At 27.7% G+C, this 23785-nt stretch carries 24 protein-coding genes; 9 read left to right on the top strand and 15 right to left on the bottom strand.

Going from position 1 to position 23785, the window contains the following annotated elements:
* Nucleotides 1-12 precede the first annotated feature (12 nt).
* The 11 genes from E6771_RS01000 to E6771_RS00950 form a co-directional block, all read right to left on the bottom strand.
* Complete coding sequence (locus E6771_RS01000; RefSeq protein ID WP_316088973.1) at nt 13-1311, bottom strand: Na+/H+ antiporter family protein; 1299 nt, start codon at nt 1309-1311, stop codon at nt 13-15.
* A gap of 456 nt (nt 1312-1767) precedes the next feature.
* Entirely contained in the window at nt 1768-2727 is a 960-nt protein-coding gene (locus tag E6771_RS00995) for a hydroxyacid dehydrogenase (protein WP_316088971.1), read from the bottom strand.
* Entirely contained in the window at nt 2717-4603 is a 1887-nt protein-coding gene (locus tag E6771_RS00990; RefSeq protein ID WP_316088969.1) for a TRAP transporter fused permease subunit, read from the bottom strand. Before E6771_RS00990 ends, E6771_RS00995 begins: the two co-directional genes overlap by 11 nt.
* Before the next feature lie 17 nt (nt 4604-4620).
* Nucleotides 4621-5601, bottom strand: coding sequence for a TAXI family TRAP transporter solute-binding subunit (locus E6771_RS00985; RefSeq protein ID WP_316088967.1), 981 nt, complete (start codon nt 5599-5601; stop codon nt 4621-4623).
* Nucleotides 5602-5694: 93 nt separating this feature from the next.
* Nucleotides 5695-6339, bottom strand: coding sequence for a GntR family transcriptional regulator (locus E6771_RS00980; protein ID WP_316088965.1), 645 nt, complete (start codon nt 6337-6339; stop codon nt 5695-5697).
* Between the two features lie 362 nt (nt 6340-6701).
* Nucleotides 6702-6974: a YtxH domain-containing protein gene (locus E6771_RS00975; protein ID WP_316088964.1), complete on the bottom strand. Its 273-nt coding sequence runs from the start codon at nt 6972-6974 to the stop codon at nt 6702-6704.
* A 208-nt stretch (nt 6975-7182) separates the two neighbouring features.
* Complete coding sequence (locus E6771_RS00970) at nt 7183-7365, bottom strand: hypothetical protein (protein WP_316088962.1); 183 nt, start codon at nt 7363-7365, stop codon at nt 7183-7185.
* A gap of 207 nt (nt 7366-7572) precedes the next feature.
* Complete coding sequence (locus E6771_RS00965) at nt 7573-7722, bottom strand: hypothetical protein (protein WP_316088960.1); 150 nt, start codon at nt 7720-7722, stop codon at nt 7573-7575.
* Nucleotides 7723-7929: 207 nt separating this feature from the next.
* A complete protein-coding gene (locus tag E6771_RS00960; protein WP_316088958.1) occupies nt 7930-8067 on the bottom strand; it encodes a hypothetical protein in 138 nt (45 codons plus the stop codon).
* Nucleotides 8068-8207: 140 nt separating this feature from the next.
* Nucleotides 8208-9389 carry a M20 family metallopeptidase gene (locus tag E6771_RS00955; RefSeq protein ID WP_316088956.1) on the bottom strand — a complete coding sequence of 394 codons (1182 nt, stop codon included), beginning with the start codon at nt 9387-9389 and terminating at the stop codon, nt 8208-8210.
* A 24-nt stretch (nt 9390-9413) separates the two neighbouring features.
* On the bottom strand, nt 9414-10946 hold the full coding sequence (locus E6771_RS00950) for an AbgT family transporter (protein ID WP_316088954.1): 1533 nt from the start codon (nt 10944-10946) through the stop codon (nt 9414-9416).
* Between the two features lie 284 nt (nt 10947-11230).
* Here E6771_RS00950 and E6771_RS00945 point away from each other — a divergent pair, with 284 nt between their 5' ends.
* Nucleotides 11231-12367, top strand: a complete 1137-nt coding sequence (locus E6771_RS00945) for an ROK family protein (protein ID WP_316088953.1) — start codon at nt 11231-11233, stop codon at nt 12365-12367.
* 160 nt (nt 12368-12527) lie between these two features.
* Here the strand turns inward: E6771_RS00945 and E6771_RS00940 are convergent, their stop codons facing one another.
* A complete protein-coding gene (locus E6771_RS00940) occupies nt 12528-14570 on the bottom strand; it encodes a TonB-dependent receptor (protein ID WP_316088952.1) in 2043 nt (680 codons plus the stop codon).
* Nucleotides 14571-15033: 463 nt separating this feature from the next.
* Here E6771_RS00940 and E6771_RS00935 point away from each other — a divergent pair, with 463 nt between their 5' ends.
* From E6771_RS00935 to E6771_RS00925, 3 genes are read left to right on the top strand one after another with little or no spacing between them, the layout of a single operon-like run.
* Entirely contained in the window at nt 15034-15795 is a 762-nt protein-coding gene (locus tag E6771_RS00935) for a nitrogenase iron protein NifH (RefSeq protein ID WP_316088950.1), read from the top strand.
* A gap of 24 nt (nt 15796-15819) precedes the next feature.
* Nucleotides 15820-17151 (top strand): nitrogenase component 1, encoded by a 1332-nt coding sequence (locus E6771_RS00930; protein ID WP_316088947.1) that lies wholly within the window; start codon nt 15820-15822, stop codon nt 17149-17151.
* Complete coding sequence (locus E6771_RS00925; protein WP_316088946.1) at nt 17138-18376, top strand: nitrogenase component 1; 1239 nt, start codon at nt 17138-17140, stop codon at nt 18374-18376. Before E6771_RS00930 ends, E6771_RS00925 begins: the two co-directional genes overlap by 14 nt.
* Nucleotides 18377-18479: 103 nt before the next feature.
* On the opposite strand, the gene E6771_RS00920 is transcribed toward E6771_RS00925, so the two are convergent.
* Together E6771_RS00920 and E6771_RS00915 are read right to left on the bottom strand one after the other, a co-directional pair.
* The gene (locus E6771_RS00920; protein ID WP_316088944.1) at nt 18480-19211 is read right to left on the bottom strand and encodes a hypothetical protein; all 732 of its coding nucleotides are present in this window, start codon (nt 19209-19211) and stop codon (nt 18480-18482) included.
* Nucleotides 19212-19260: 49 nt separating this feature from the next.
* Nucleotides 19261-19485 (bottom strand): hypothetical protein, encoded by a 225-nt coding sequence (locus E6771_RS00915; RefSeq protein ID WP_316088942.1) that lies wholly within the window; start codon nt 19483-19485, stop codon nt 19261-19263.
* A gap of 482 nt (nt 19486-19967) precedes the next feature.
* Here E6771_RS00915 and E6771_RS00910 point away from each other — a divergent pair, with 482 nt between their 5' ends.
* Nucleotides 19968-20513, top strand: a complete 546-nt coding sequence (locus tag E6771_RS00910; protein ID WP_316088941.1) for a hypothetical protein — start codon at nt 19968-19970, stop codon at nt 20511-20513.
* Between the two features lie 56 nt (nt 20514-20569).
* On the opposite strand, the gene E6771_RS00905 is transcribed toward E6771_RS00910, so the two are convergent.
* Nucleotides 20570-21229: an SMI1/KNR4 family protein gene (locus E6771_RS00905; RefSeq protein WP_316088939.1), complete on the bottom strand. Its 660-nt coding sequence runs from the start codon at nt 21227-21229 to the stop codon at nt 20570-20572.
* 144 nt (nt 21230-21373) lie between these two features.
* Between E6771_RS00905 and E6771_RS00900 the strand changes: the two genes are divergently transcribed.
* The 4 genes from E6771_RS00900 to E6771_RS00885 all read left to right on the top strand — a co-directional run bounded on the left by E6771_RS00900 (nt 21374) and on the right by E6771_RS00885 (nt 23775).
* Entirely contained in the window at nt 21374-21820 is a 447-nt protein-coding gene (locus E6771_RS00900; RefSeq protein ID WP_316088937.1) for a DUF3290 family protein, read from the top strand.
* A 12-nt stretch (nt 21821-21832) separates the two neighbouring features.
* Nucleotides 21833-22489 (top strand): DUF421 domain-containing protein, encoded by a 657-nt coding sequence (locus tag E6771_RS00895; RefSeq protein WP_316088935.1) that lies wholly within the window; start codon nt 21833-21835, stop codon nt 22487-22489.
* Between the two features lie 110 nt (nt 22490-22599).
* On the top strand, nt 22600-22938 hold the full coding sequence (locus E6771_RS00890; RefSeq protein WP_316088934.1) for a hypothetical protein: 339 nt from the start codon (nt 22600-22602) through the stop codon (nt 22936-22938).
* A gap of 12 nt (nt 22939-22950) precedes the next feature.
* Entirely contained in the window at nt 22951-23775 is an 825-nt protein-coding gene (locus E6771_RS00885) for an SIMPL domain-containing protein (RefSeq protein ID WP_316088932.1), read from the top strand.
* The last annotated feature ends 10 nt before the right edge of the window (nt 23776-23785 follow it).

The raw sequence follows: 23785 nt of genomic DNA, 5'->3' as shown, positions 1-23785 counted from the left end.
TATATCTATTTTTTAAAATATTAAACTTCCTATAAATCCTGCTATAAATAATGGTATACAGAAATGTATAAACGTTGCTATACAAGTATTTTTTATATGTTCATGCTGCCCATCTGCATTTAATCCTGATGTTGGTCCCAATGTTGAATCTGAAGCTGGTGATCCTGCATCGCCTATTATGGAAGCTGCTGTAATCAGAACTATCATTGCAGCTGGAGAATATCCCATTTCTATTGTAAGAGGAACATAAATAGTTGCAAGTATAGGTACAGTTCCAAAAGATGTCCCAATTCCCATTGTAATAAAAAGACCTACTATAAGCATTGCTAAAGAGGCAATTATTTTACTTCCTCCACATATTCCAACTACTCCTGTCACAAGAGTTTCTATAGCTCCTGTTTCTCTAATTACTCTTCCATATCCTGCTGCTACAAGCATAATAAATGCTATCAATCCCATTATAAGCAAGCCATCATTTAAAACATTATCTAATTCATTCCATTTTATTACTTTAAAAATTATCATTATTCCAAGGGCTGCTAAAGCTCCTAATGGAAGAGAGCCGCTATATAACTGTATCCCAAAAGCTGTTAATGCTGCAATCAATGTTATCCAGTGTTTCTTTTCCATCTTTTCACTCTCTACTTCTTCCATACCTTTTAAAGGAAGATCTTTGTATTCTCTATCTTTTCTATAAGTGATAAATATTGCTGTAAGTACTCCTATAAACATAGCCAATCCTAATATCCAAGTGGATTTCCATACTTCACTGAGTTCTATATTATAACCATTGGCTGATATTTGATCTTTTACTATTGTATGAAATATCAATCCAAATCCTACTGGTAAAACTACATATGGAGTTTTTAGTCCAAATGTCAATGAACATGCCATTGCTCTTCTATCTAGCTTTAACTTGTTCATTAACTTTAATAATGGTGGAATCAATATAGGAATAAATGCTATATGGACTGGTATAAGATTTTGTGAAAAACAAGCCAATCCTGCTATTAATAAAAGGAGAATCTGTTTTCTTCCACCTACTATTCCTGCTATTTTTTTAGATATTATACTTGCTACTCCTGTACTGTTTATAGCTACTGCTAATGTTCCAAGCAAGAGATAACTGAGTGCAGTTTCAGAGTTTCCTCCCATTCCACTTATTAAAATCTTCATAGTTCCAGGCATCCCAATCCCAGAAGTTATTCCTGCTATTAAAGCTGCAATAAGTATAGAAAAAATTACATTTAATTTGAATAAACAAAGAATTATCATAGTCAAAACTGATAATATTACTGGATTAAGCAGCATAAAAAAACCTCCTAAGTTATAAAATTTTATTTTACATGTTAGAATAATCTTGATGAAATATCAATTTTTCCTGTTATTTTATGATATCGCGACATAAAATAAAACTTAAACCTAGGTTTTTGGTAAAAATTTTTTCTCTATTGTTAAAATCATTTTAATAATAAACTAAAATAAAAAAATAATTCTTTTTTATTTTTTTTGACAATTATTAAAAACATTTTAATAATATTTTATATAACAACAGATTAGCATATTAATTTATTAAAAGTCTAATATAATAAATATATAATTTAATATACATTTTTTATAATATGTTTTATTTCTATTTTTTAATTTCTTTATTAGTACATTAAATTTTATTTTTATTCATAATAATAAAATAATTATAGAAAATATTAGTAAAAATTCTGTAATATAAATATGGATAGAGACTTATCTCTATCCATATTTCATTACTTATTTTATTATTGGATTATTCACTGGCCAACTTGGTTTTTCATTTGACAAAACTTTTATAATTTCTGAAGCTGCCTGTACTGCCATGAGTATCATACATTCTTCTGTGTTAGATGCCATATGAGGGGTTACAATTACATTATCCATTGAAAGCAATGGATTATTATTTTCAGGAGGTTCCTGTTCAAATACATCTATAAATGCTCCAGCAATTAATTTTTCATTCAATGCTAAGATAAGTTCTTTTTCATTTATTACTTCACCACGAGCACAGTTTATAAGATAAGCAGATTCCTTCATATTACTAAATTCTTTTATCCCAATACAACCTATATTTTCTTTCATAAGCGGCATGTGTAAAGATATGATATCAGCTTCTTCAAATATGTTTTCCCAATTACAAATAGTTACATAATCAGGACAATCTTCTTTTTTCAAATAAGGATCATATGTAAGAATTTCCATTTCCAATCCATAAAAAGATTTTTGGGCTACCCTTCTCCCTATACGTCCAAAACCTACTATTCCCAATTTTTTTCCAATTAAATCCATTCCTTTATGAGTATTTTTATAGAAAAAATCTCCTTCTTTGATTTTTCTATTCATTAAAAATATTCTTTTAGAAATTGCTAGAATAGCCCCCAATACAAACTCTGCCACTGTATTAGTAGTAGAATCTGGGGCATTAGTTACCCATATCCCAAATCTAGCTGCTGCTTCTAAATCAACATTATTATAACCAGCACCATGTCTTGCTACAATTTTTAATTTTTTACCAGCTTTCAGTACTGCTTCTGTACAAGGAGCTGTTCTTAATAAAATTGCATCACAATCTACCACATCTTTTATCAAATCTTCCTCTTTTGCTCCTGAGCCATTTTTTATTTCAAATCCATAACTTTTTAATAATTCAATTCCTTCTTTTGCCACTGCTTGTGGTATCAATATTTTATATGACATCTATTTCTCCCTCATTATAACTCTTTTTAGATTTTATTATTTGAAGAATATATATTGCTCCTAAACAGATAAGTCCAAATATATCCGATTTTACTCCTGGCATCATTGTAGAAATGCTCCCCAAAAGAACAATTATTGTTTTTGGCCAAGATAAATTTCCTTTAAAATATCTTTGAACTGCTGTTGCCAAACCATAAGCACCTATTAAAGCACTTATTATAGCAAGAAGAATTTCTCCATTTGTTCCTTTTCCAAGTAATGCTGGATTCATGCAAAACATAAAAGGCATTAAAAAACCAGCTAAACTGAGACGCCATGCTACAAATCCTGTTTTCATAGCGTCACCTTTAGCAATCCCTGCTGCTGTATAAGCTGCTACTGCTACTGGCGGAGTGACATTCGCCATAATACCAAAGTAAAATACAAAGAAATGAGCAGCAATTTTAGCTATTCCAAGATTTTCCAAAGCAGGTACAATCAAAGTTGCCAATAAAACATAAGCTGCTGATGTAGGCATTCCCATTCCTAATATTACAGAAGTCAACATAGTAAGAATAAGTAATAACATAACATTCCCTTGAGATAAACTTATAAGAAGAGAAGACAATTTATATCCTATTCCTGTTAGCATAAGCATTCCAACTATTATCCCTGCTGTACCTGTTGTAAGAGCAACACTAATCATTCCTTTTGATGAACTGGCAATAAGATGTAATATTTCGGATATAGATCTTTTCTTTCCTGGATACACCAGCATTATTATAATTAAAAAGATTATAGAAAAGAAAGCTGATTTCTGTGCTGAATATCTTACTCCAACTAATAAAAATACTAACAGAACTAATGGCATAAGTAAAAGCCACCCCTTTTTTAATTCTTCCATAAAATTAGGCAATTCTTCTTTTTTTTGTCCCCTCAAATCTTTTTTTAATGCTTCTAAATCAATCATTATGAATAATGCTACATAAAATAATATTGCTGGAATTATAGCAGCTGTTAATACTTCTTGATAAGAACCAATATAATCAGCCATAATAAAGGCTGCTGCTCCCATAACTGGTGGCATAAGCTGTCCTCCACTGGAAGCGGCAGTTTCTACAGCACCTGAAAATTCTGAATCAAATCCACTTTTTTTCATCAATGGAATAGTAAAAGATCCTGTCCCTACAACATTCGCTACAGCACTTCCTGAAATTGTTCCAAATAAGCTGCTGGCAACTACAGCAACTTTTGCTGGTCCACCTCTAAATCCACCAAGAAGTGCTTGAGTTAATCTTATAAATATATCTCCTGCTCCAGAAGCCTCAAGAATCCCAGCAAATATTACAAAGATAGATACATATATAGACGAAACTCCTAAAGGAGTACTAAATATTCCATTTGTTCCTTTAAATAAAACCTCTGTAATTCTCATCCATGTATATCCTCTGTGAGCAATACTTCTAGGAAGATTAGGTCCAAACAATGCATATAAAACGCATAAAATAGCTATTATAGGCATTGCTGCTCCAACTGTTTTCCATGTAAAGAAAAGTAACAGAGCTAAAAGAACTGTTGCTAAAATAATTTCTAAACTAGACATAGTTCCACTTGATTTCCACATAATATCTGCTATAGAATATGAATATAATCCTATAATTGATACTATAGTAATTATTCCAACAGAAAATATATTTTTTATTTTTTCATTCTTCATATTAAAAAAGTTATAACACAATGGTACTAACATCATACTAAGTGCTAGATGCACCACTCTATGCTGATATGATGGTAATGCTCCAAAATATGAAGTATATATATGAAATAATGCTAATGCCAACCCTATTATAAAAAATATATTTTTACTAAGTTGATTATTTTTACTTTTCCCCTCCATTTTACACTCCTTTTATCTTAATTCATAACCCCTTTTTCTTTTAAGTATCTTATAACTCCTGGATGCATTTCTATTAATCCTTCTAACCCTCTAGTAGCATTTTCAATATTCCATTCATTACATTGAGGATAAGCAGCTACTAATAAATCATTATTTTCAAAAAGAGCCTTTGCCATATTATAAATATCTTCTTCCGGCATATCTTTATAAGTTATTAAAACACTTGCACTTCCAAAAGTATATTCTACTTCTTCACTTTGCCCATTGTATACATTAGCATTTATTTTAGCAGGAATATAATATGGACATTCTGCCATTATTTTATCAAAATATTCTTTTTCTAGTCCTAACAAACGAATAGGTTTTGAGGCTGATGCTGTTGTAACTGGAGAAGCAGGTAAAGTACTCATTATACATACTGCATCTACATTTCCATCAGTTAAGGCTTCCGCTCCATCACTATGAGATAAATATTCTGGTTTCCAGTCTTTGTTTATCTCATATCCATAAACATCCATTATTGTTTTCATTGCATCTCCAGCTACACTTCCTGCAGGTCCCACAGCTACTTTTTTTCCTTTTAGATCTTTAATGCTTTTTATTTTCCCATCTCTTAATGTATATACTTGTAATGTTGTCATATGTCCACCCATTACACCTCTTAAATCATCTTTTTCTATTTTTTTACCTTCAAAACTTCCTTTTCCTTCTAATGCAAGAGCTAATACATCTGATGCAGTCATAGCCAATTCTACATTCTTATTTCTAGCCAGCAAAATATTTTCTGAAGAACCTCCAGTTATTTCTATATTCGCAGAAATATTTGGATCATTTTTATTTATAATATCAGACATTGCTGTTCCTATGATAGAAAAAGCTCCCCCTGCGCTTGAAGTTGCAATAGAAATATATTTTACTCCAGCTGCATATGTAGAAATTCCTAATAATAATAACAAGATAAAGCTACCAATAACCTTTGAAATTTTAAAGTTCTTCATAAAATACCTCCATTTTTTATTTTTGTAATATAACTGTTATAACACTTGTGATAAAACAAAAGAAAATAACTATTATATTTATTTAACAATTTTTTATAAATTTGCTATTATTAAATCTAATGAATCATTTACATGCATTCTCATTAGTTTTTCTGATTCATCAGGATTTCCTTTTGCAATAGTATCTATTAAATATCTATGCCAATATCTCGGATAAATAGCTTTGGGGGCATTTGTTCCTATTGCTTTACATAAAATCCAAAACATATTTATTTTTTTTAAAGTATTTATCAATAAACTATTTCCTGTAAATTCTGTAAGTTTTGCATGAAATAATATATGTGAATTTCTGCTGTCAAAAACTGTTTCTTCTGTATAAGGTATTGTATCTAATTCAGTAGCAATCAACATGAGTTGCTCATACTGTTCTTTAGTCATAGTTTTAGATAATATTCTTGCTGATTGGCACTCTATTGCTTCTCTCAATTGGTAATTTTCTATAATCTTTTCTTTAGTGGGGATAATTACATAAGAACCCCACTGAGGTTTTGATTCAACTAAATAATTTTCTTCTAATTTTTTTAAAGCTTCAATTACTGGTATTACACTAACTCCAGCTGTTTCAGCCATTTTTCTTCTTGATAATTTCATTCCAGGAAAAAACTCACCATCCAGAATTTTTTGCGAAATTATTCTATAAGCTATATCAGATGCGGTTTGAAAATTCTCTTCTCCCACTATTATCACTCCTTTAAATATTTTGAAATTACTGTTATAACATAATTTTTATATAATTTTATCTATAATCAGTACAAGTTTACTTATTGTAAAACGATATTAACTATTTTAGCAAATTGTACCATAATTTAAATTTTATAAATATATTCCTTATACTAAAATTATAAATTAAAATATATTATATATAACAAAAAATTTAAATCATTCCTTAATTAAATATAGCTTTATAAAAAATCAATATTTTCTTTTAAAATCAAGAAAAATATTTTTATATTTAATTCTATTTAACTATATTTCTAATTATTTTACTTTCAACAAAAAAAGAAAGAGCCTTTAGGAAAGACTCCTTCTTTTTTGCTATTTTATTTTTTTATAACTTCTTTTATTTCTTTTAATTTTTCTTTACCTTCTTCTACTTTATCTTTCACAGCATTTTTTACTTTTTCAGTTTTTTCTTTCACATCTTCTTTTATTTCTTCAGCAGTATTTTTTACATCTTCTTTGAAACGCTCACTTCCTCCTTTCACATCTTCTTTCTTTTCAGAAATTTTTTCTTTTGTTGCTTCTTTTAAATCATCTTTAGTCTCTTTTACTGAATTTTTTACTTCTTTTAAATCATCATCTACTTTTCTCATAATTCATACCTCCATGTTTTTGATTACTAATTTATTTCTAAATCCAATTCATCTTTCCTTTTTTTATATTTATTTCTTAGATATAAAAAGAGAGAACTTTATAACAATTCTAAGTTCTCTCTTTATTTAAAACTTAATTTATTCTATTTTATTTAAAAAATCTTCTGCCAATTGTGAAAAGGATTTTGTACTTATCTTTAAATATTTTTTATTTCATATCTTTTTTAAGATGTCCATCTCCCTCTTTCACATCTTTTTTAAGATGTCCGTCTCCTTCTTTCATATCTTTACCTTTTTCTTTTGTTGTTTCTTTTGTTGTTTCTTTTAAGTCATCTTTAGTCTCTTTTACTGGTTTTTTTACTTCTTTTAAATTATCTTCTGCTTTTTTCATAATTTTCACCTCCTTGTATTTGGTTATTAATATATTTCTAAATCCAACTCTTCTTCCCCTTTTTTATATTCATTTCTTAGATATAAAAAAGAGGATTTTATAATAATTCTAAGTTCTCTCTTTATTTTCAGTTTAATTTATTCTATTTTATTTAAAAAATCTGCTACTAATTGTGAAGGGATTTTAATATTTATCTTTAAATATTTTTTATTTTACACCTTTTTTAAGATGTCCGTCTCCTTCTTTCATATCTTTTTTCTTTTCAGAACCTTTTTCTTTTGTTGTTTCTTTTAAATCATCTTTAGTTTCTTTTACTGGTTTTTTTACTTCTTTTAAATTATCATCTACTTTTTTCATAATTTTCACCTCCTTGTATTTGATTATTAATATATTTCTAAATCCAACTTATCTTTCCTTTTTTTTATATTTATTTCTTAGATATAAAAAAGAGGATTTTATAATAACTCTAAGTTATCTTTTTATTTACAATTTAATATATTTTATCTTATTTAAAAAATCTGCTGTCAGTTGTGAAAGGATTTTAATATTTATCTTTAAATATTTTTATTTTACACCTTTTTTAAGATGTCCTTCTCCTTCTTTTATATCTTTACCTTTTTCTTTTGTTGTTTCTTTTAAATCATTTTTAGTTTCTTTTACTGGTTTTTTTACTTCTTTTAAATTATCATCTACTTTTTTCATAATTTTCACCTCCATTTCTTTGATTATTAGTATTTTTCTAAATCCAACCCATTTTTCCTTTTTTTATATTTATTTCTTAACTATAAAAAAAGAGAACCACACACAATTTCAGGTTCTCTTCATTTATATCTTAATTTGTTCTATTTATTCAAAAAATCTACTGCCAGTTGTGAAAGAGCTTTTGCACTTATCTTTAAATCTTTTTCATTCCATAATAATTTGGGATGATGAAGCATAGATTCAATATCTTCTTGAGTATCTCTTACTCCTACTAGAAAAAAATTAGAAGGAACTTTTTTCCCAAAATATGAAAAATCTTCTGATCCCATAAGAGGTTCTTCCATTACTATTACATTTTTTTCTCCTACAACTTTTTCTAATGTTGCTTTTGAAAATTCAAACATCTCGTGATTATTTTTTACTGCAGGATACATTCTATTTACATCAAATATATAAGAGGCTCCATAAGAGTTTGTAATACCTTTTATAATACACTCCATTCTCTCTACAATCTCATTTGTCAACTCTTCATCAAATGTCCTTATAGTTCCTTTTATAGTCAGCTTATCTGGAATTACATTATATGTTTCTCCTGCCTTTATACTGCAGCATGATAAAACAGCAGGTTTAAGTGTAGATATATTTCTGCTTATTATATTTTGAAAATTTGTTACTATCTGACTTCCTATTATAATTGGATCTACAGTTTTTTCTGGCTGCGATCCATGTCCTCCTACACCTTGTATCATTATATCAAAAGATGTTGTATGTGACATCATATCTCCATCTTTCACTAATATCTGCCCAGTTTTATATGCTGGCCATATATGGCATCCAAATGCTGCATCTACTTTTGGATTTTCAAGTATTCCAGCTTTAATCATAGGATCAGCTCCTCCTGGTCCTTCCTCTGCTGGCTGAAATACAAGTTTTATATTACCTGCTATTTCATCTTTCAACTCATTTAAAATCATTGCTGCTCCCAAAAGCCCTGCTGCATGTCCATCATGACCACAGGCATGCATATTCCCTTCTATTTCAGATTTAAATTCACATCTGCTTTCCTCATCAATAGGCAATGCATCTATATCTGCTCTCAACAGAACTGTTTTTCCCTCTTTTTTTCCTTTTATAAGACCTACTATACCTGTTACAGCTATTTCACTCTCATATGGAATCCCTATTCTGTCTAATTCCTTTTTTATTATCTCTGCTGTTTTAAACTCTTTAAATCCCAACTCTGGAAACCTATGAAGTTCTCTTCTTACTTCCATTATTCTTTCTAAATGTTTTTCTGCCAGTTGTTCAATTTTTTCTTTCATAATATTTCCTCCTGATATTTTATATTACAATCCAAATGGAAGCCCACAAGTAAAAAACACTGTAAGAAGAAGAATACTTGCTATGAGTGTTATTAGTGAATAAGGAATCATATTTGCAATTAGAGTTCCTATACCAAAATTTTTGTCATATTTTCTCGCCACTGCTAATACTAATGGAAGATATGGAAACAATGGAGAAAGCATATTTGTAGAGGCATCTCCTATTCTATATGCCATCTGTGTTAATGAAGGATCATAACCTAACAACATGAACATTGGAACAAACACTGGAGAAAGAATAGCCCATTTAGCTGATGCACTTCCTATAAATATATTTATAAAGGCAACTAAAAAAATATATGCTACTAATAATGGCATTCCTTCAAGTCCTAATCCTCTTATTCCATCAGCTCCTTTTATTGCCATAATTATTCCTAGATTACTTTTAGAAAAAAGACTTAAAAATTGAGCCGAAACAAAAACTATAAATATATATCCCCCCATTTCTCCCAAAGTCTGTGATATCATTTTTACAACATCTTTATCATTTTTAATTTTTCCAGTAATTTTTCCAAAAACAAGACCAGGTATAAAAAATGCAAGTGCCATTATAGGAATAAGTCCAGCCATCAATGGAGATTTAGTTGATACAAGAGAACCTGCATCATCTTTCAAAAAAGCTCCTTTTCCAACTGCTAAAAATATAATCAATACCATATATATTAAGAAAGAAATTCCTGCATACCTAAGTCCTTTTCTTTCAACTTCCAGCATTTCTTTCCCTTCGCTTTCTCCTGATTTTTTCTCAGGAGCAGGAAATCTTGGTTCTACAAATTTAACTGTTACCCATGCTATAACAAATATCTGAAGTACTGAATTTGTTATATTGAAATAAAGAGTCATAGCTGGACTCTTAGTAAAAGTTGATGACAAAAGTTGAGCTGCTGGTATAGTAAATGATGTAAGTAATATATCATTCAAGCTTACAAATAATCCTGAACAAAAACCTATCGCTGCCCCTGCAAATGAAAGCAACATTCCAACAATTGGATTTTTTCCAAGATTAAGAAATATTAAAGCTGCTAAAGGGGGAAGCACTATAAATCCTGCATCTCCTATTCCTGTAAATATCAGCCCCATTATTACAACTGTAAAATATATTAAATTACTTGGTACCTTTTTTACTACAACAGTAAGAAGGCATTCTAAAAATCCACTTTTATCTGCAAGCCCTATTCCTATCATTGCTACCAATACTACACCTAAAGGTGGATATGTTTGAAATACTGTTACCATACTCATAAGTATCTGTTTTAAGTTTCCTTTGCTTAGCAGATTTTCAGCAGTTATAATATTATGTGTAAGTGGGTGTTCAACTGCAATTCCAGCCTTACTGCAGACAAAAGATATTATCAATATTGCTATACACAATATTAAAAATATAGATACTGGATCTGGAAGCTTATTTCCAAGTATTTCAAAGCAATTTAAAATTTTATCCAGTGTAGTCATATTTTTTACATTAATATTCTTTCCTTTCTGTTCAATCTTCCCCATCTATTTTTCCTCCTTGATGCCCAAAATTTCAAATATTTTCCTCAGAAAATATACAATTTTATTTTTAAAAAATATTCTTTTGAAATATTTTTATCATATTTTAGAATATACTATTCAAACAAAAAAAACTCAAATATATTAAATATATAACTTTGATTTTCTATTATAAAATCCATTTTTAAAATAAAATGATAAATTTAAAAACTATTGTTTTGTTTTTACGAACAAATATTATATAATAAATTATAGTTATTTTATCGGGGGAATATAAAGGGGGAGTCGTTATGTATCAAAAAAACATTAAAGAGAACAATGAAAACAAAATCTTTGAATATGTTTTCAACTCTAATCACAATTTTGTTATCAATGAAGTTGCTGAAAAAATGGATATGAGTTTTCCTACAGTAAAAAGAATAATAACTTTTTTTCTGGAAAAAAATATCATAGTTGAAGAAGAAAAGGTAGGTAGTGGAGTAGGAAGAAAAGCCAGAGAATACTCCTTTAATGATTTTTTCTGCCATTCTGTAGGGGTGCAGATTTCAGAGGAAAAAATTAAACTTATACTTACAAATGCTAAAGGTATTGTTATTAAAAAACATTCTAAAACAATTCAAAAAGGTAGTATTTCTATTACAGATGCCTTAATGGAAGAATTAGAATTCTTTTTAAGCAGACTATCTAAATCTGTTTTTAAAAGTATTATTGGAATAGGAATATCTGTTCCTGGGATAGTAAATGAGGAAGAAAAATTTATAGAATTTAATTCTAAAAATAAAACTGATATTTCTATAATTGAAAAAATTAAGAAAAGATTTGATATTCCTGTTCTTGTAGAAAATGAATCAAATCTTTCTGCAATTGCTGAAGCTTTTTTAAGCGAAAATTCACTTTTATCAAATTTTACAGCTCTTACTATTAACAATTATGTTGGAATAAGTTCTTTTACTAGAGAAAAGAACCAAAATGATTTTCATTTTAAAGCAGGAAGAATGCATCATATGATTGTAAATTCAGAAGGAAAAGTATGTGATTGTGGTTCAAAAGGCTGCTGGGGAGAGTATGTTTCAAATCAAGCTTTAGTTGAAGAATTTCATAAAGTGTTTAAAAAAATAAAGAAATATGAAAATATTTTTCAAGATGAATATTTGAAAACTAAAGAAGGTAAAAAGATGTTAGATGAATATATAAAATACCTTGCTATTGGTATTAAAAACTTGTTGTTCTTTTCCAATCCAGAAAAACTTATAATTTCAGGTAAAATATGTCATCAACAAAAATATATTAAACAAAAACTTTTAGAAGAAATATATAATGACCATATTTTCTACCGTGGAAAAGAAACTATAATTTTCTCTTCTTTTGAAGAAAATTCTAGTCTTATAGGTGCTGCTATATTTCCAATAGTAGACTCATTATTTTAAAATATTAAAAGCTGCTTACAAGCAGCTTTTATTTTTTTAATTGATTATAAAGAACTTCCATAATTTCAAAAAGTTTTGGAGAGCCTCTTAAAAAGACTAATATATTAAGTATATTATATTTTCATTTTTCACTGCTCCTCTCATTCATTAATTTTACTTATTAAAAACTATAACTTATCCCTATATAATAATTTCTTTCAGGAGCTGGACTATAGTAAAAATCATTATAATCTAATGAATTTTGAGTTATTGAATCATAATATTTTTCATTAAATAGATTATTAATTCCTGCATATAAATTCAATCCACTATAAACTTCATATTTTAGTTTCAAGTTAGCTATTGTATATTCATTCTGTCTACCTCTGCTTACTCCTAATTTTGTTGTAGTATTTGAAGTATATATACCAGCATTATATGTAATATCTCCCATTATCAGTATTTTATCTGTAATTCTATAATCTGCTCCTATAGTAAATTTATGAGGCACTACATTAGTCATTTTTGTATCATCTAATATTAATCTGCTGTATCTCCCTTTTTTAATTTCTGCATCAACATAATTATAGCTTCCTCTTAAATCAAGTTTTCCCAAATTATGAACAGCTGAAAATTCTATTCCTTTTCTTACAGTTTCTCCAATATTATAATTATCTATATATACTCCCATTCCACCACTTGGTTTAGTATAAAAAGGCTGTGATCCTGTTATTTCATCTTTAGTTATTGTATAATAAACTACTGCACTTAAAAATGTATCCCCCACAAAATCTTTTACTCCGATTTCAAAGGTATCTGAATGCTCTGGTTTTATATTATTATAATAGTATGCTTCAGGTATTATTGTTCCACTAGAAGTTATAGATTCTTGGGTTTTATTTGTTAATGTCATAACTGGAGGAAGTAAAAATGCCCTTTCATACTTGAAATACATATTTCCTGTTTCAGAATAGAGATAATTTATACCTAATTCATAAGCAAATTCGTCTTCTGTTGGAAATATATCTGCTACTTTTTTTCCAGCTGAATATCTATTAACCTTATAATCTGCCTTTTCATATCTGATCCCAGATATGAAATCAATATTATCTTTTATTTTATAATTATTTAATGCAAATACTCCTATTGTTTTCTTACTTAAATCATATGAAGTTGAACCACTTTTATACATTTCATCTTTTGTATATTCTATTCCTAATATTAAAGAACTTCCATTTCCATATGTATATTTTCCTTTTGTTTTAATTCCAGTTTTCTTATTTTCTGATATACTATTACTGATAGTTCCCATACTTAATGTATAATTATCTGTATCCATATATTTTTTATACCCTGTAATATCAAACTCAAAGTTATTGGTTAATTTATTTTGGTAACTCAAAACATATTCTTTTGTATCTGTTTTATATAAATTTGGTGATATTGTATCTATTCCACTCTGAGTTCTATCTTCTTCTAATTGAGCTCCAGTTAAAGCATCTGGATATTTATTTTTTTCTGAAATTTTGGTATATTTAAATTCTAATTTTTGAGTATCAGAAATATCATATCTTAACTTTCCTAAAAATGAATCTGCATCTGTTTCATCATGAGCTCTATATCCCTTTCCATCTTCTTTCGAATATGTTAAATCAATATCAAATTTCCCTATTGTATGTCCTGCGTTCACACTTGTCAAATGACCTGATGCATCTCCATATTTATAGTCAACATTTCCTCTTGTTCCTGTCTGATTTTTAGTTATAACATTAATAATTCCTCCAACAGTTCCACTTCCATATAATACTGCTCCTCCACCTGGTATAACCTCTATTCTTTCAATGGTTGACATTGGTATTGAACTTATAGGTGTTCCTCCAAATTTAGTGTCTAAAGTATCACAAGATATTCCATCAATCATAATTTTTACATTATTTTCAGCTCTATAGTTACTGCTTGAATCATATCCCTGTCCTCTAAGACTTACTATTGGTTTACCCTTACTGTCATAGATTATATCTACCCCTGGAGTATCTTTTAAAACTTCATCTATTGTAGAATATTGTTTATTTTCTATCTCTTCTGAAGTTATTATCTTAGGTGTACTGGCAATATCTCTTAAATTTGTTGAAAACCCTGTAGCAGATTTTATTACAGTTCTATCAAGTTTTACTGCTGTATCTTCCCCATGTGCCAATGCTGATATTATAAAACTAAATAACAAAATTTTCCCCTTATTCATAATCATTTTCTCCTGTTCTTATTTTTATAAACTTATGAGTCTTTTACGAAAGAATTATATCAACATATTTATTTCGTGTCAATAAAAATTTGATAATCAAATATTTTTATTTATAAAGCATATAAATTATTCTATACAAACATAATATTTTTTAAAAAAAATTTATTTTACAATCAAATAATATAAAATAATTTTAAATTTTTTATTAATTAATTTTTCTTATTCTAACCTCACTTTATTACTTTAAAAAAATTTATGAAATAAAGAATTTAATATAGTAATACAAATTTTATTTATAAATCATTCTTTCTATACTTGACTTTTCTTCATTCACATGATAAAAAATTTATAGTTTAATTTAAAAATATTTCGCTTTATAAAATATTTTTAGTGAGGTATAATATTAGAGTAATCATTATTAAAAAACAAAAAGGAGTAATTGAAGATGAACAATATGAGGAAGATAGCAATATATGGAAAAGGAGGAATAGGAAAGTCTACTACAACATCTAATTTATCAGCAGCTCTTGCTATAATGGGGAAAAAAGTAATGCAGATAGGATGTGATCCAAAATCAGATTCAACTAAAAATCTTATGAAGGGAAAAAGAATTCCAACAGTTTTAGAAATGATAAAAGAAAAAGGGGAAGATTTAGAACTGGAAGATATAGTATATGAAGGATTCGGGGGAGTTCTATGTGTTGAGGCAGGAGGTCCCACTCCTGGTGTAGGTTGTGCTGGAAGAGGTATAATCTCTGCTTTTGAAAAACTGGAAGAGCTTGAAGCTTTTGAAAAATATAAACCTGATATTGTTATTTATGATGTATTGGGAGATGTTGTTTGCGGAGGTTTTGCAATGCCTATAAGAGGAGGTTATGCCAGAGAAGTTTATATAGTTAGTTCTGGTGAAATGATGTCTTTATATGCTGCTAACAACATAGCAATGGCAATCAGAGGTTTTGGAAAACGTGGCTATGCTAAATTAAATGGTCTTATATTAAACTCTAAAAATATTGAAAATGAAGTGGCTATTGTAGAGGAAGCTGTAAAGGAAATTGATACAAAAATTGTTCAATATATTCCTAGATCACCTGAAATACAAAAAGCAGAAAGTATTGGTGGTACTGTATTTGAAGCATTCTCTCAATCAGAAATGCAAAAAGTATATCAGCAATTGGCAGAATATGTATTAGCTCAAGAATATTAAAATATAGAAAATGGAGATAAGATAATGGATGGATTAAAAATGGCTGAAAGCCTAAAAAAATTAAGAGATGTAAAGAAAATTAAAGATGTAGAACCATTAAGTAATGCACTATTTCCAGGATACCACTGTCCTCTGATGGGAGCTATGCTCACAATAAAAGAAATAGAAGATGCAATAATGATGGTCATAGGACCTGATGAATGTACTTACTATACTAAAATGGCTACCAGCAGAATGCGTGGTGTTGGTATGACTGGTGCTGTAGGTGCTTCTGGTGGAGCAGAAGGAAATATAGTATCTCTTATCTTAGATGGACATGACGTTACTTTTGGATGTAAAGAAAAGTTAGAGGAAGCATTTGAAGAATTAGTAGAAGAATATCAACCTAAAACTGTTTTTTTAGTTACCACTTGTGTAGTAGAAGTCATTGGAGATGATATTGATTCTCTAGCTGAAGTTTTTGAAGAAAAATATAATTTCCCTGTAAAAGTTGTTCATGCAGAAAATTTTAAAACTGATGATCATCTTCCTGGAATACAAGATACTATGACTGTATGTATCAATCTTATGGAAAAACAAGAGTGTAATGGAAGTATCAATGTTCTTGGCCAACGTCTTGGTGATTTCAATAAATCAGAACTATATAGAATATTAAAAGAAGCTGAAGTTCCAAAAGGACTTCAGCTACCTGGCAACTGTACTTTAGAGCAGATAAAAACTGCTCCTTCTGCCAAAGTAAATATCATAGTTCATCCTATTGGAATTCCTCTTGCTAAAAAAATGAAGAAAAAATTTGGTATTCCATATATAATGTTTGAAAGAATGTCAACCCCTGAAAATATTTATAATTCCTATAAAGAATTATTTCAGTTATTAGAAAAACCTCTCCCAGAAGAAATAGAAACTCTATATAAATTATCTAAAGAAAAAGAAAAAGATATAAAAAGTTCTATTAAAAATTTAAAATATTTTAGTGGAAATACTGCTTTATCAACTTATGAATTTCATTCATATTTGATTGAATTAGGTCTTAATCCTATTTTGATTCAAACTTCTGATATTCCACCAGAAGATGATCCACATTTAAAAATTATTCTTGAAAAAGCAGACCCTTTTGTAACAAGAGCTGCCAATATAGGACCACTTAAATATCTTTATAGTGTATTGAAGCCTGATATAAGCATAGGAGCAGGTAATTCAGCTGAAATGAGAAAATATGGAGTAGTCCCAGCTATGCTGACTAATGCATATAACATATTAGGATTTGAAGTAAACACTATGGTATTGGAAACTATTTCAAAAGCTAATGAAAATTCAAAAAACTTAAAAGGGGGAAATATAAATGAGCTTATGTAGAACTTACCCTACTCCATCAAATAGAATGTCTGTAATGTGGAGTTTAATGCCTATAAAAAATTCAGTTGTTTTAGAGTATGGTCCAGCAGGAACTACCCATTTTGGTGCTGGATTTTATGGTTCCTTTGATATAGATTTAGAAAATTCATTATTTACTACTCATATAAGTGAAGATGATATAATTATGGGAGATGTTTCAAGATTAGAAAAAGCAATTATTGAAGTAGATGAAAGTTATCATCCTGAAGTTATATTTATAGTTGCATCAGCTGTAATTGCAGTAATAGGAACTGATATAAAAGGAGTCTGCACATATATGCAGGATAAGGTAAAAGCAAAGCTTATCTGCTTTGATGATGGAGGATTTGGTGGTGATTACACTGTTGGACTTGAAAATACATATACATTATTTATCAAAGAATTTGCTCTTCCTGAAAATACATTTAAAAATTCTGACAAATATAATATTCTTGGAGCCTCAGCTGCATCTTATAGAATAAGATCAGATATATGGGAAATAAAAGATCTAATGAAAAGATCTTTTAATATGGAAAATGGTGTAGTTCTTGGACTTGAAGCCAAAATAGAAGATTTAAAAAAAATGGGAGAAGCTGCCATAAATATCGTTCTTAGAAAAGAAGCTCTTCCTGCAGCAAAATTACTAAAAGAAAAATTTGGCACACCGTATCTATATCAATGTCCTTATGGATATAATGGAACACTAGAATGGGCTGATAAAATATCTAAATTATTATCTAAAAAAATTGATGCTTCATTTAAAAAACAGCTTGAGGAAAAAATAAAAGATATCAGAGATATGTCTAGAATGATGATGGCAACTCGGATGAGAATACAGCCCACAGCATCAATAATTGGTGACTATGATACTCTAAAGGGCTTTAGTGATTTTTGCAAGGAATTTGCTTTCATCATAGATAAAAAAATCTGTAATCATTCCTTAAAAAATATTGATTCAGATGATGAAAATATAATTTCTTATAAAAAAGAAAAAGATAAAATTAATTCTCTTAAAGATATCAATGGCCAGCTTGTATTCGGAGATGAAGTTTCTTTAAATATTTGCAACTATTCTAATACTAAAGTATGTATAAGTTTCCCTTATCCCAGTAAAACACAGATAGCAACACATCTCCCGTTTATGGGAGAAAGAGGTACAGATTATCTTATGGAAATAATAAGAGAATATCTTTCTAATATGAGATAAAGTATGAAGGGGTTGAAAAAGTTTAGTTTTTCAACCCCTTCTATATTTACCTGTAAATCAACTTTTATAACCCCTATAATTAACTTTTTATTTTTAATATTAATTATTCCAATTCTTTTAAACGTTTAAACTTTTTTACTATAGAAGAAGGCAGAAGAAATTGATACTTTTCCATAAACTCAAAAACATCTTTTAAAAAAATACACTCTATATCCCTATCTCCAAATTCTTGTTTTTCTTCATCAGTTGTAAATAAATATATCTTTATTTTTTTCTTCATTTTATCTATAGCTTCTAAATCCAAATCAACTAAATCATTATCAATCTTAACACTAATTCCAACTCTCTCCTCTTTTGTGTCCAGCATTTCAAGATCAATAAAAGGATAATTGTTAAACCTTCTTGTTGGTGCTATAAAAAGTCTTTTTGTCAGTTGAAGATATACTATTAATACTTTTCTTATATCATAACTTCCAAATATAGTTGCCCATCTTCCTAGAAATATTTTTTTGTTTTTATTTAATATTTCATCATTTAAAGGACTACTTACAAATTCTCTTGTAAGTGCCAATAACATTTTATTTTTATTTTTGTATATAGGGAGAACTTCTTTTATCATTTTTTCTACATATTTAAATTCTGCTGCTGTAAAACGACACCCAAGTGCTCTGTATATTCTTTCCTCTGTAACAGTTTTTTTCCTGCCCATCTTTGTTGAAGTTTTAACTTTTTCAGTTGTTTTATTCTTAGTTTTAGAATCAGTATTTATCTTTGCTGTAGCTTTCTTTCTTGGCTTTGCTTCTGTTTTTACTATTTCTTTAGCTTTATCCTTCATATATTACCATTCCTTTTATAAATTTAGATAATAACTTTCATCTTTATCATTATTTTTTATTTCTATTTTGAATAGCTACATGTTTTTCATAAAATTCAAATAGCTTTACTAAGACTTTTCCATTTGTTTTATACTTCTTTTTTAATATTTTAAAATATCTTTCAATAAAATCATAGTCTTCTTTTTTATATTTACTATCCATAAAACGATATCTTTTTATCTTTATTTTCTTTTTTTCTGCTGTTTCTATTTTTATATTTTTCTCAACTTTCATGATCCTCCTTTTTCAAGATCCTGTCTATATTAATTTTTTATTACTTATTCACTATACTGATATTGCAATAGTATTTGTTAGCCTTATTATTTTTTAATTCATATATTTCAAATAATTTTACTGATAAAATATCTTTTAATTTGAGGATTAAAAACTAATATTTCCTATATTCTTAGGATTTTATCAAATTTATTTTCTTCCTCAATTTTATCTGTATGACATAAAATACTTATTGTTTTTTATTATATCATATTTCCTAAAAAAAGACTTCTGTTTTTTAATATTTTTCCTCTTTTTAACTAATTTTTTTTCATCAAATTTTTTAATTTTTGATATTTGCTTTTATGTCTTAAATCTTAAAAAAATAAAATATGATTACAAAATAAAAAAACATTTTCTCTAATAAAAACATCTATTTTTTAAAGGAAATACAATAGTCTATTTGTAATAAGTATATATACAAAAATAAGGAGGAATTAAATATGAAAAAAATATCTATTTTTACACTAGCACTTTTAACTACTGTTCTATTAACTGGTTGTGGTGAAAAAACTATAGAGAGTGCAAAAACTGAAGCTGCTGAAAAAGTAGAGGAAGTTAAAACTGAAACTAACAAAAAGATGGATGAAGTCAAGGAAGAAGCAAATAAAAAAGTAGAGGAAATTGATCAAAAAATTGATGAAACTAAAGATGCTGCTTCTAAAAAGTTGGATGAAATCAAAACTAAAACCACTGAAAAAACTGAAGAATTAAAAAACAAGGCTAATGAGAAAATTGATGAGACTAAAGATGCTGCCTCTGAAAAATTAGATGAAATCAAAACTGAAAAATTAAAAAATAAAGTTGACCAAAAAGTAGAAGATGCTAAAACATCTGTCAAAGAAAATGCTGAAAAAGCTGATCAGAAAATTGATGAAACTAAAGATGCTGCCTCTAAAAAATTAGATGAGCTTAAAGAAAAAACTCTTCAAAAAACTGAAGAAAACCTTAACAAAACTGCTGATAGTAAAACAGCAAGTCAATCATAATTATTAAGCAATTTGTGCCCAAACAGTTATAAAAATTATAACTGTTTGGGTATTTATTAATTATCTTTATATGTATCTTTTATAAAAAAAGCATATCCTTCAAGTTCCTTATTTCTTTTTTCTACATGAGCCAAAGATTTATCAATCCATAATTCCATCCATTCAAAGAATTTCATACTTTTTCCTGTTTTTTCACTTGTCAATGGATAAACGCCAGCATCATTAGCAAAATCAAAATACCATATATTTCCATATTCCTTTCCTTTTACAACAAGTACACTGTACATTCCACATCCTTCATGAGCAAGAAATTTTATCCCTCTTAAAGATTTTCCATATATTTCATTTAAAAATCTATCTTGTTCTTCCTCATTATCATCATCTATTTCATTCATACTTTCATATACTTCAAATAAATTTAAAGGTTCTTCATAAGTATATGGAAATTCCCTAGATAAATCTATAGAATTATTGTCATTATCTTCTAATTCAAGTAAGCCATAAAAAGGTCCTGCTCCTCCATTCCCTATACTTTTTAAATATTCCCTATATTCCTCAGGCAGAACTATTTTATTTTTCTCTTCAAACTTCTGAAGTTCTTCCTCAGTAAGTTTTGAATTAAATACATATTTATGTGAATTTGAACCAAAAATAGAAAATTTTTTATCTAATTCTATTAATTTTTTTAATTTTTCTTTAATAATTTCTACTACCATATTTACCTCCTTTCATCTCAATATAATTATTTTAAGTATACCATATATAATTTTTTTATTTCTATTTTATTTTTAAAGGAAAGGATTCTTATTTCTTGTAAAATTTTTTAAATACAATAAATATTTTAAAAGGAGTCTATATTTATGTTGTTTTACACATACCAGTATTTTGAAAATCAATCTAAAATAAATAATATTTTTAAATATTTAATAGGTCTTTTTATTTTATTATTCTTTTTCTTTACAATAATAAAATATTTACAAAATAGACTTTCTTCTAAATATCGTGATCTTATTATTATTTCAATATTAAGTATCATTCTTATGTTAGGAATAGAGTATACCCATTATAACAGAAGTAAAACCGTTTCTGTTCAAACTTCACAGGCAGTTTATTTTTTAAAGGAACTGAGTAAAGAAGAAAATATTCCTATTGAAAAAATATTAGCTAACAGTACCTATTTATATAATGGAATGATTATCAAAATGGATAAAGACTACTATCGAGTAAATTTCAATAATAGTTTTCAGTTTTATTCATTGGATAAAGTTAAACTTTTAAATTTAAATATAGAAATAATTGATAAATAGGAGAAGATGAATATGATTTCTTTTTATGATGTTTTTATTAAATTAGGATTAGGAATATTGTGCCTAACTTTTCAAATAAATTTAATGGGAAAGGGGAATCTATCTCCTATCTCTGCTATGGACCAAGTACAGAACTATGTTCTTGGTGGAATTATTGGAGGAGTTATATACAATCGTTCTATTACTACTTTGGAGTTTTTTTTAGTTCTTATAATCTGGACTCTTTTAGTATTTGGACTTAAGTTTATAAAGATACACAATAGATATGTAAAAAGATTACTAGATGGACGCCCTGTAACGTTAATACTAAATGGAAATATACTTATAGATGAATGTATGAAATATGGTATTTCAGGAAATGACTTGACTTTTAAACTTCGCTCTGCTGGTATATATCATATAAGCAGTCTAAAAAGAGTCATTCTTGAACAAAATGGACAATTTACTATAGTACAAAATGATGAAAAAGATAATATTAAATACCCTCTTATAGCTGATGGACAAATAAATGAAGATATATTGGAATTAATCCAGAAAGATAAAGAATGGATATCTGAAAAACTTAAAGAATCAGGCTTTGAACTTTCTCAAGTCTATATTGGAGAATATGTTTCAAAAAAACTTATCATTTATCCATATAAAATAGAAAAAAACAAATTAAATTTTTAAAAAATTATCTCGCAATTTTAGACCTAAATCATCTCTGGACAAATAATATGATTGACTGTCCCTTATAAAACAAAGTATAATCTTATAAAGTACTGATTGGAGGGATAATTATGGGATATAGTTTTAAGTATGGATTTAGAGAAAACTTAATTCTTCAAAAAGAAGTTTTAAAATCTGAAAAAAATCTTCAAGAATATGAAATAGAAAATATATTTTATGAACTTGAAAAATTTTTTAATTTAAATTTTTTAGAGTTAGAAGAAATAAAAGATGAATATTATACAGGAGATGTAATTGAATTATTATCTAAAGTTAAATCTCAAAAAATCTATTTCTCTCAAGAATATGCACGATATAATACTCTTGAAGAAAAAAGAAAATGTCTTTTAGATAATATCAAAATATTATTAGATGTTGAAGATGCAAAAGACAATTTAATTATAGAATAAGGAGGTTCATTAATGTTAAAAAAATATTTATTCTTACTATTGATTATTGTAAGTTATACTTCTTATGGAGAAGATAATAACTCATTATATCAATTAGAAAAATTCAAATATGAAATAGAAAAAGAGCAATACAAAGGTGAATATGTTATTACAGGGAGATTAAATGATATTGTTGGAGAAGGAACAGTTAACCTCAATCCAGAATTTTTTGTAATTAGCTTTGGACTTAAAACTGAAGAAAGTTCAGTAGCCTTTGGAAATGATAAAGACAGCAAAATAAAAGCTTCAGAAGAAAATGCTAAAACTATTAAAGAATTCAAAGATTATCTCATTTCTATTGGAGTAAAACCAGAAAATATAGCAACAACAAGATACACTACTAATACAGCTTCTAAATCAATGGTTTCTCAGACAGCAAGTGTAAATCATGAAATAAAAGTAAAGTTTGATATTTCAACTGATATTGGAGGAGTTCTAAAAAAAATTGAGCCTACTGATATAAAATATATTGGTGATATAGTTTATGGAGTATCAGAAAAAACTAAAAAAGAAGCAAAGTTAAAAGCTTATGAAATAGCTATGGAAGATGCTGTTAATCAAGCTAAGATACTTACTAAAACTGGAAATAGCCAACTTGGGGATCTTAGAAATATCTATGAAAATAAAGGTGCTTCTGTAAACAGAGTTGAAAACAGAATTGCAAATCTTAATTTAAAAAGCAGAAATGCTGAGTCATCAGCTAAAAATGAAACTCCTATTCCAATTTCAATAACTCAAGATTTTAAAATATCTGTAACTTTAGTTTGTTCTTTTGATATGATAAAAAAAATAAAATAACTAAAAAATG

Origin of the sequence: Fusobacterium sp. (assembly GCF_032477075.1) — a bacterium.
In the GTDB taxonomy this organism is placed as follows: Bacteria; Fusobacteriota; Fusobacteriia; order Fusobacteriales; family Fusobacteriaceae; genus Fusobacterium_A.
The sequence above is the reverse complement of the archived record's forward strand: the minus strand, read 5'-3'. Positions and strand labels throughout refer to the sequence as shown.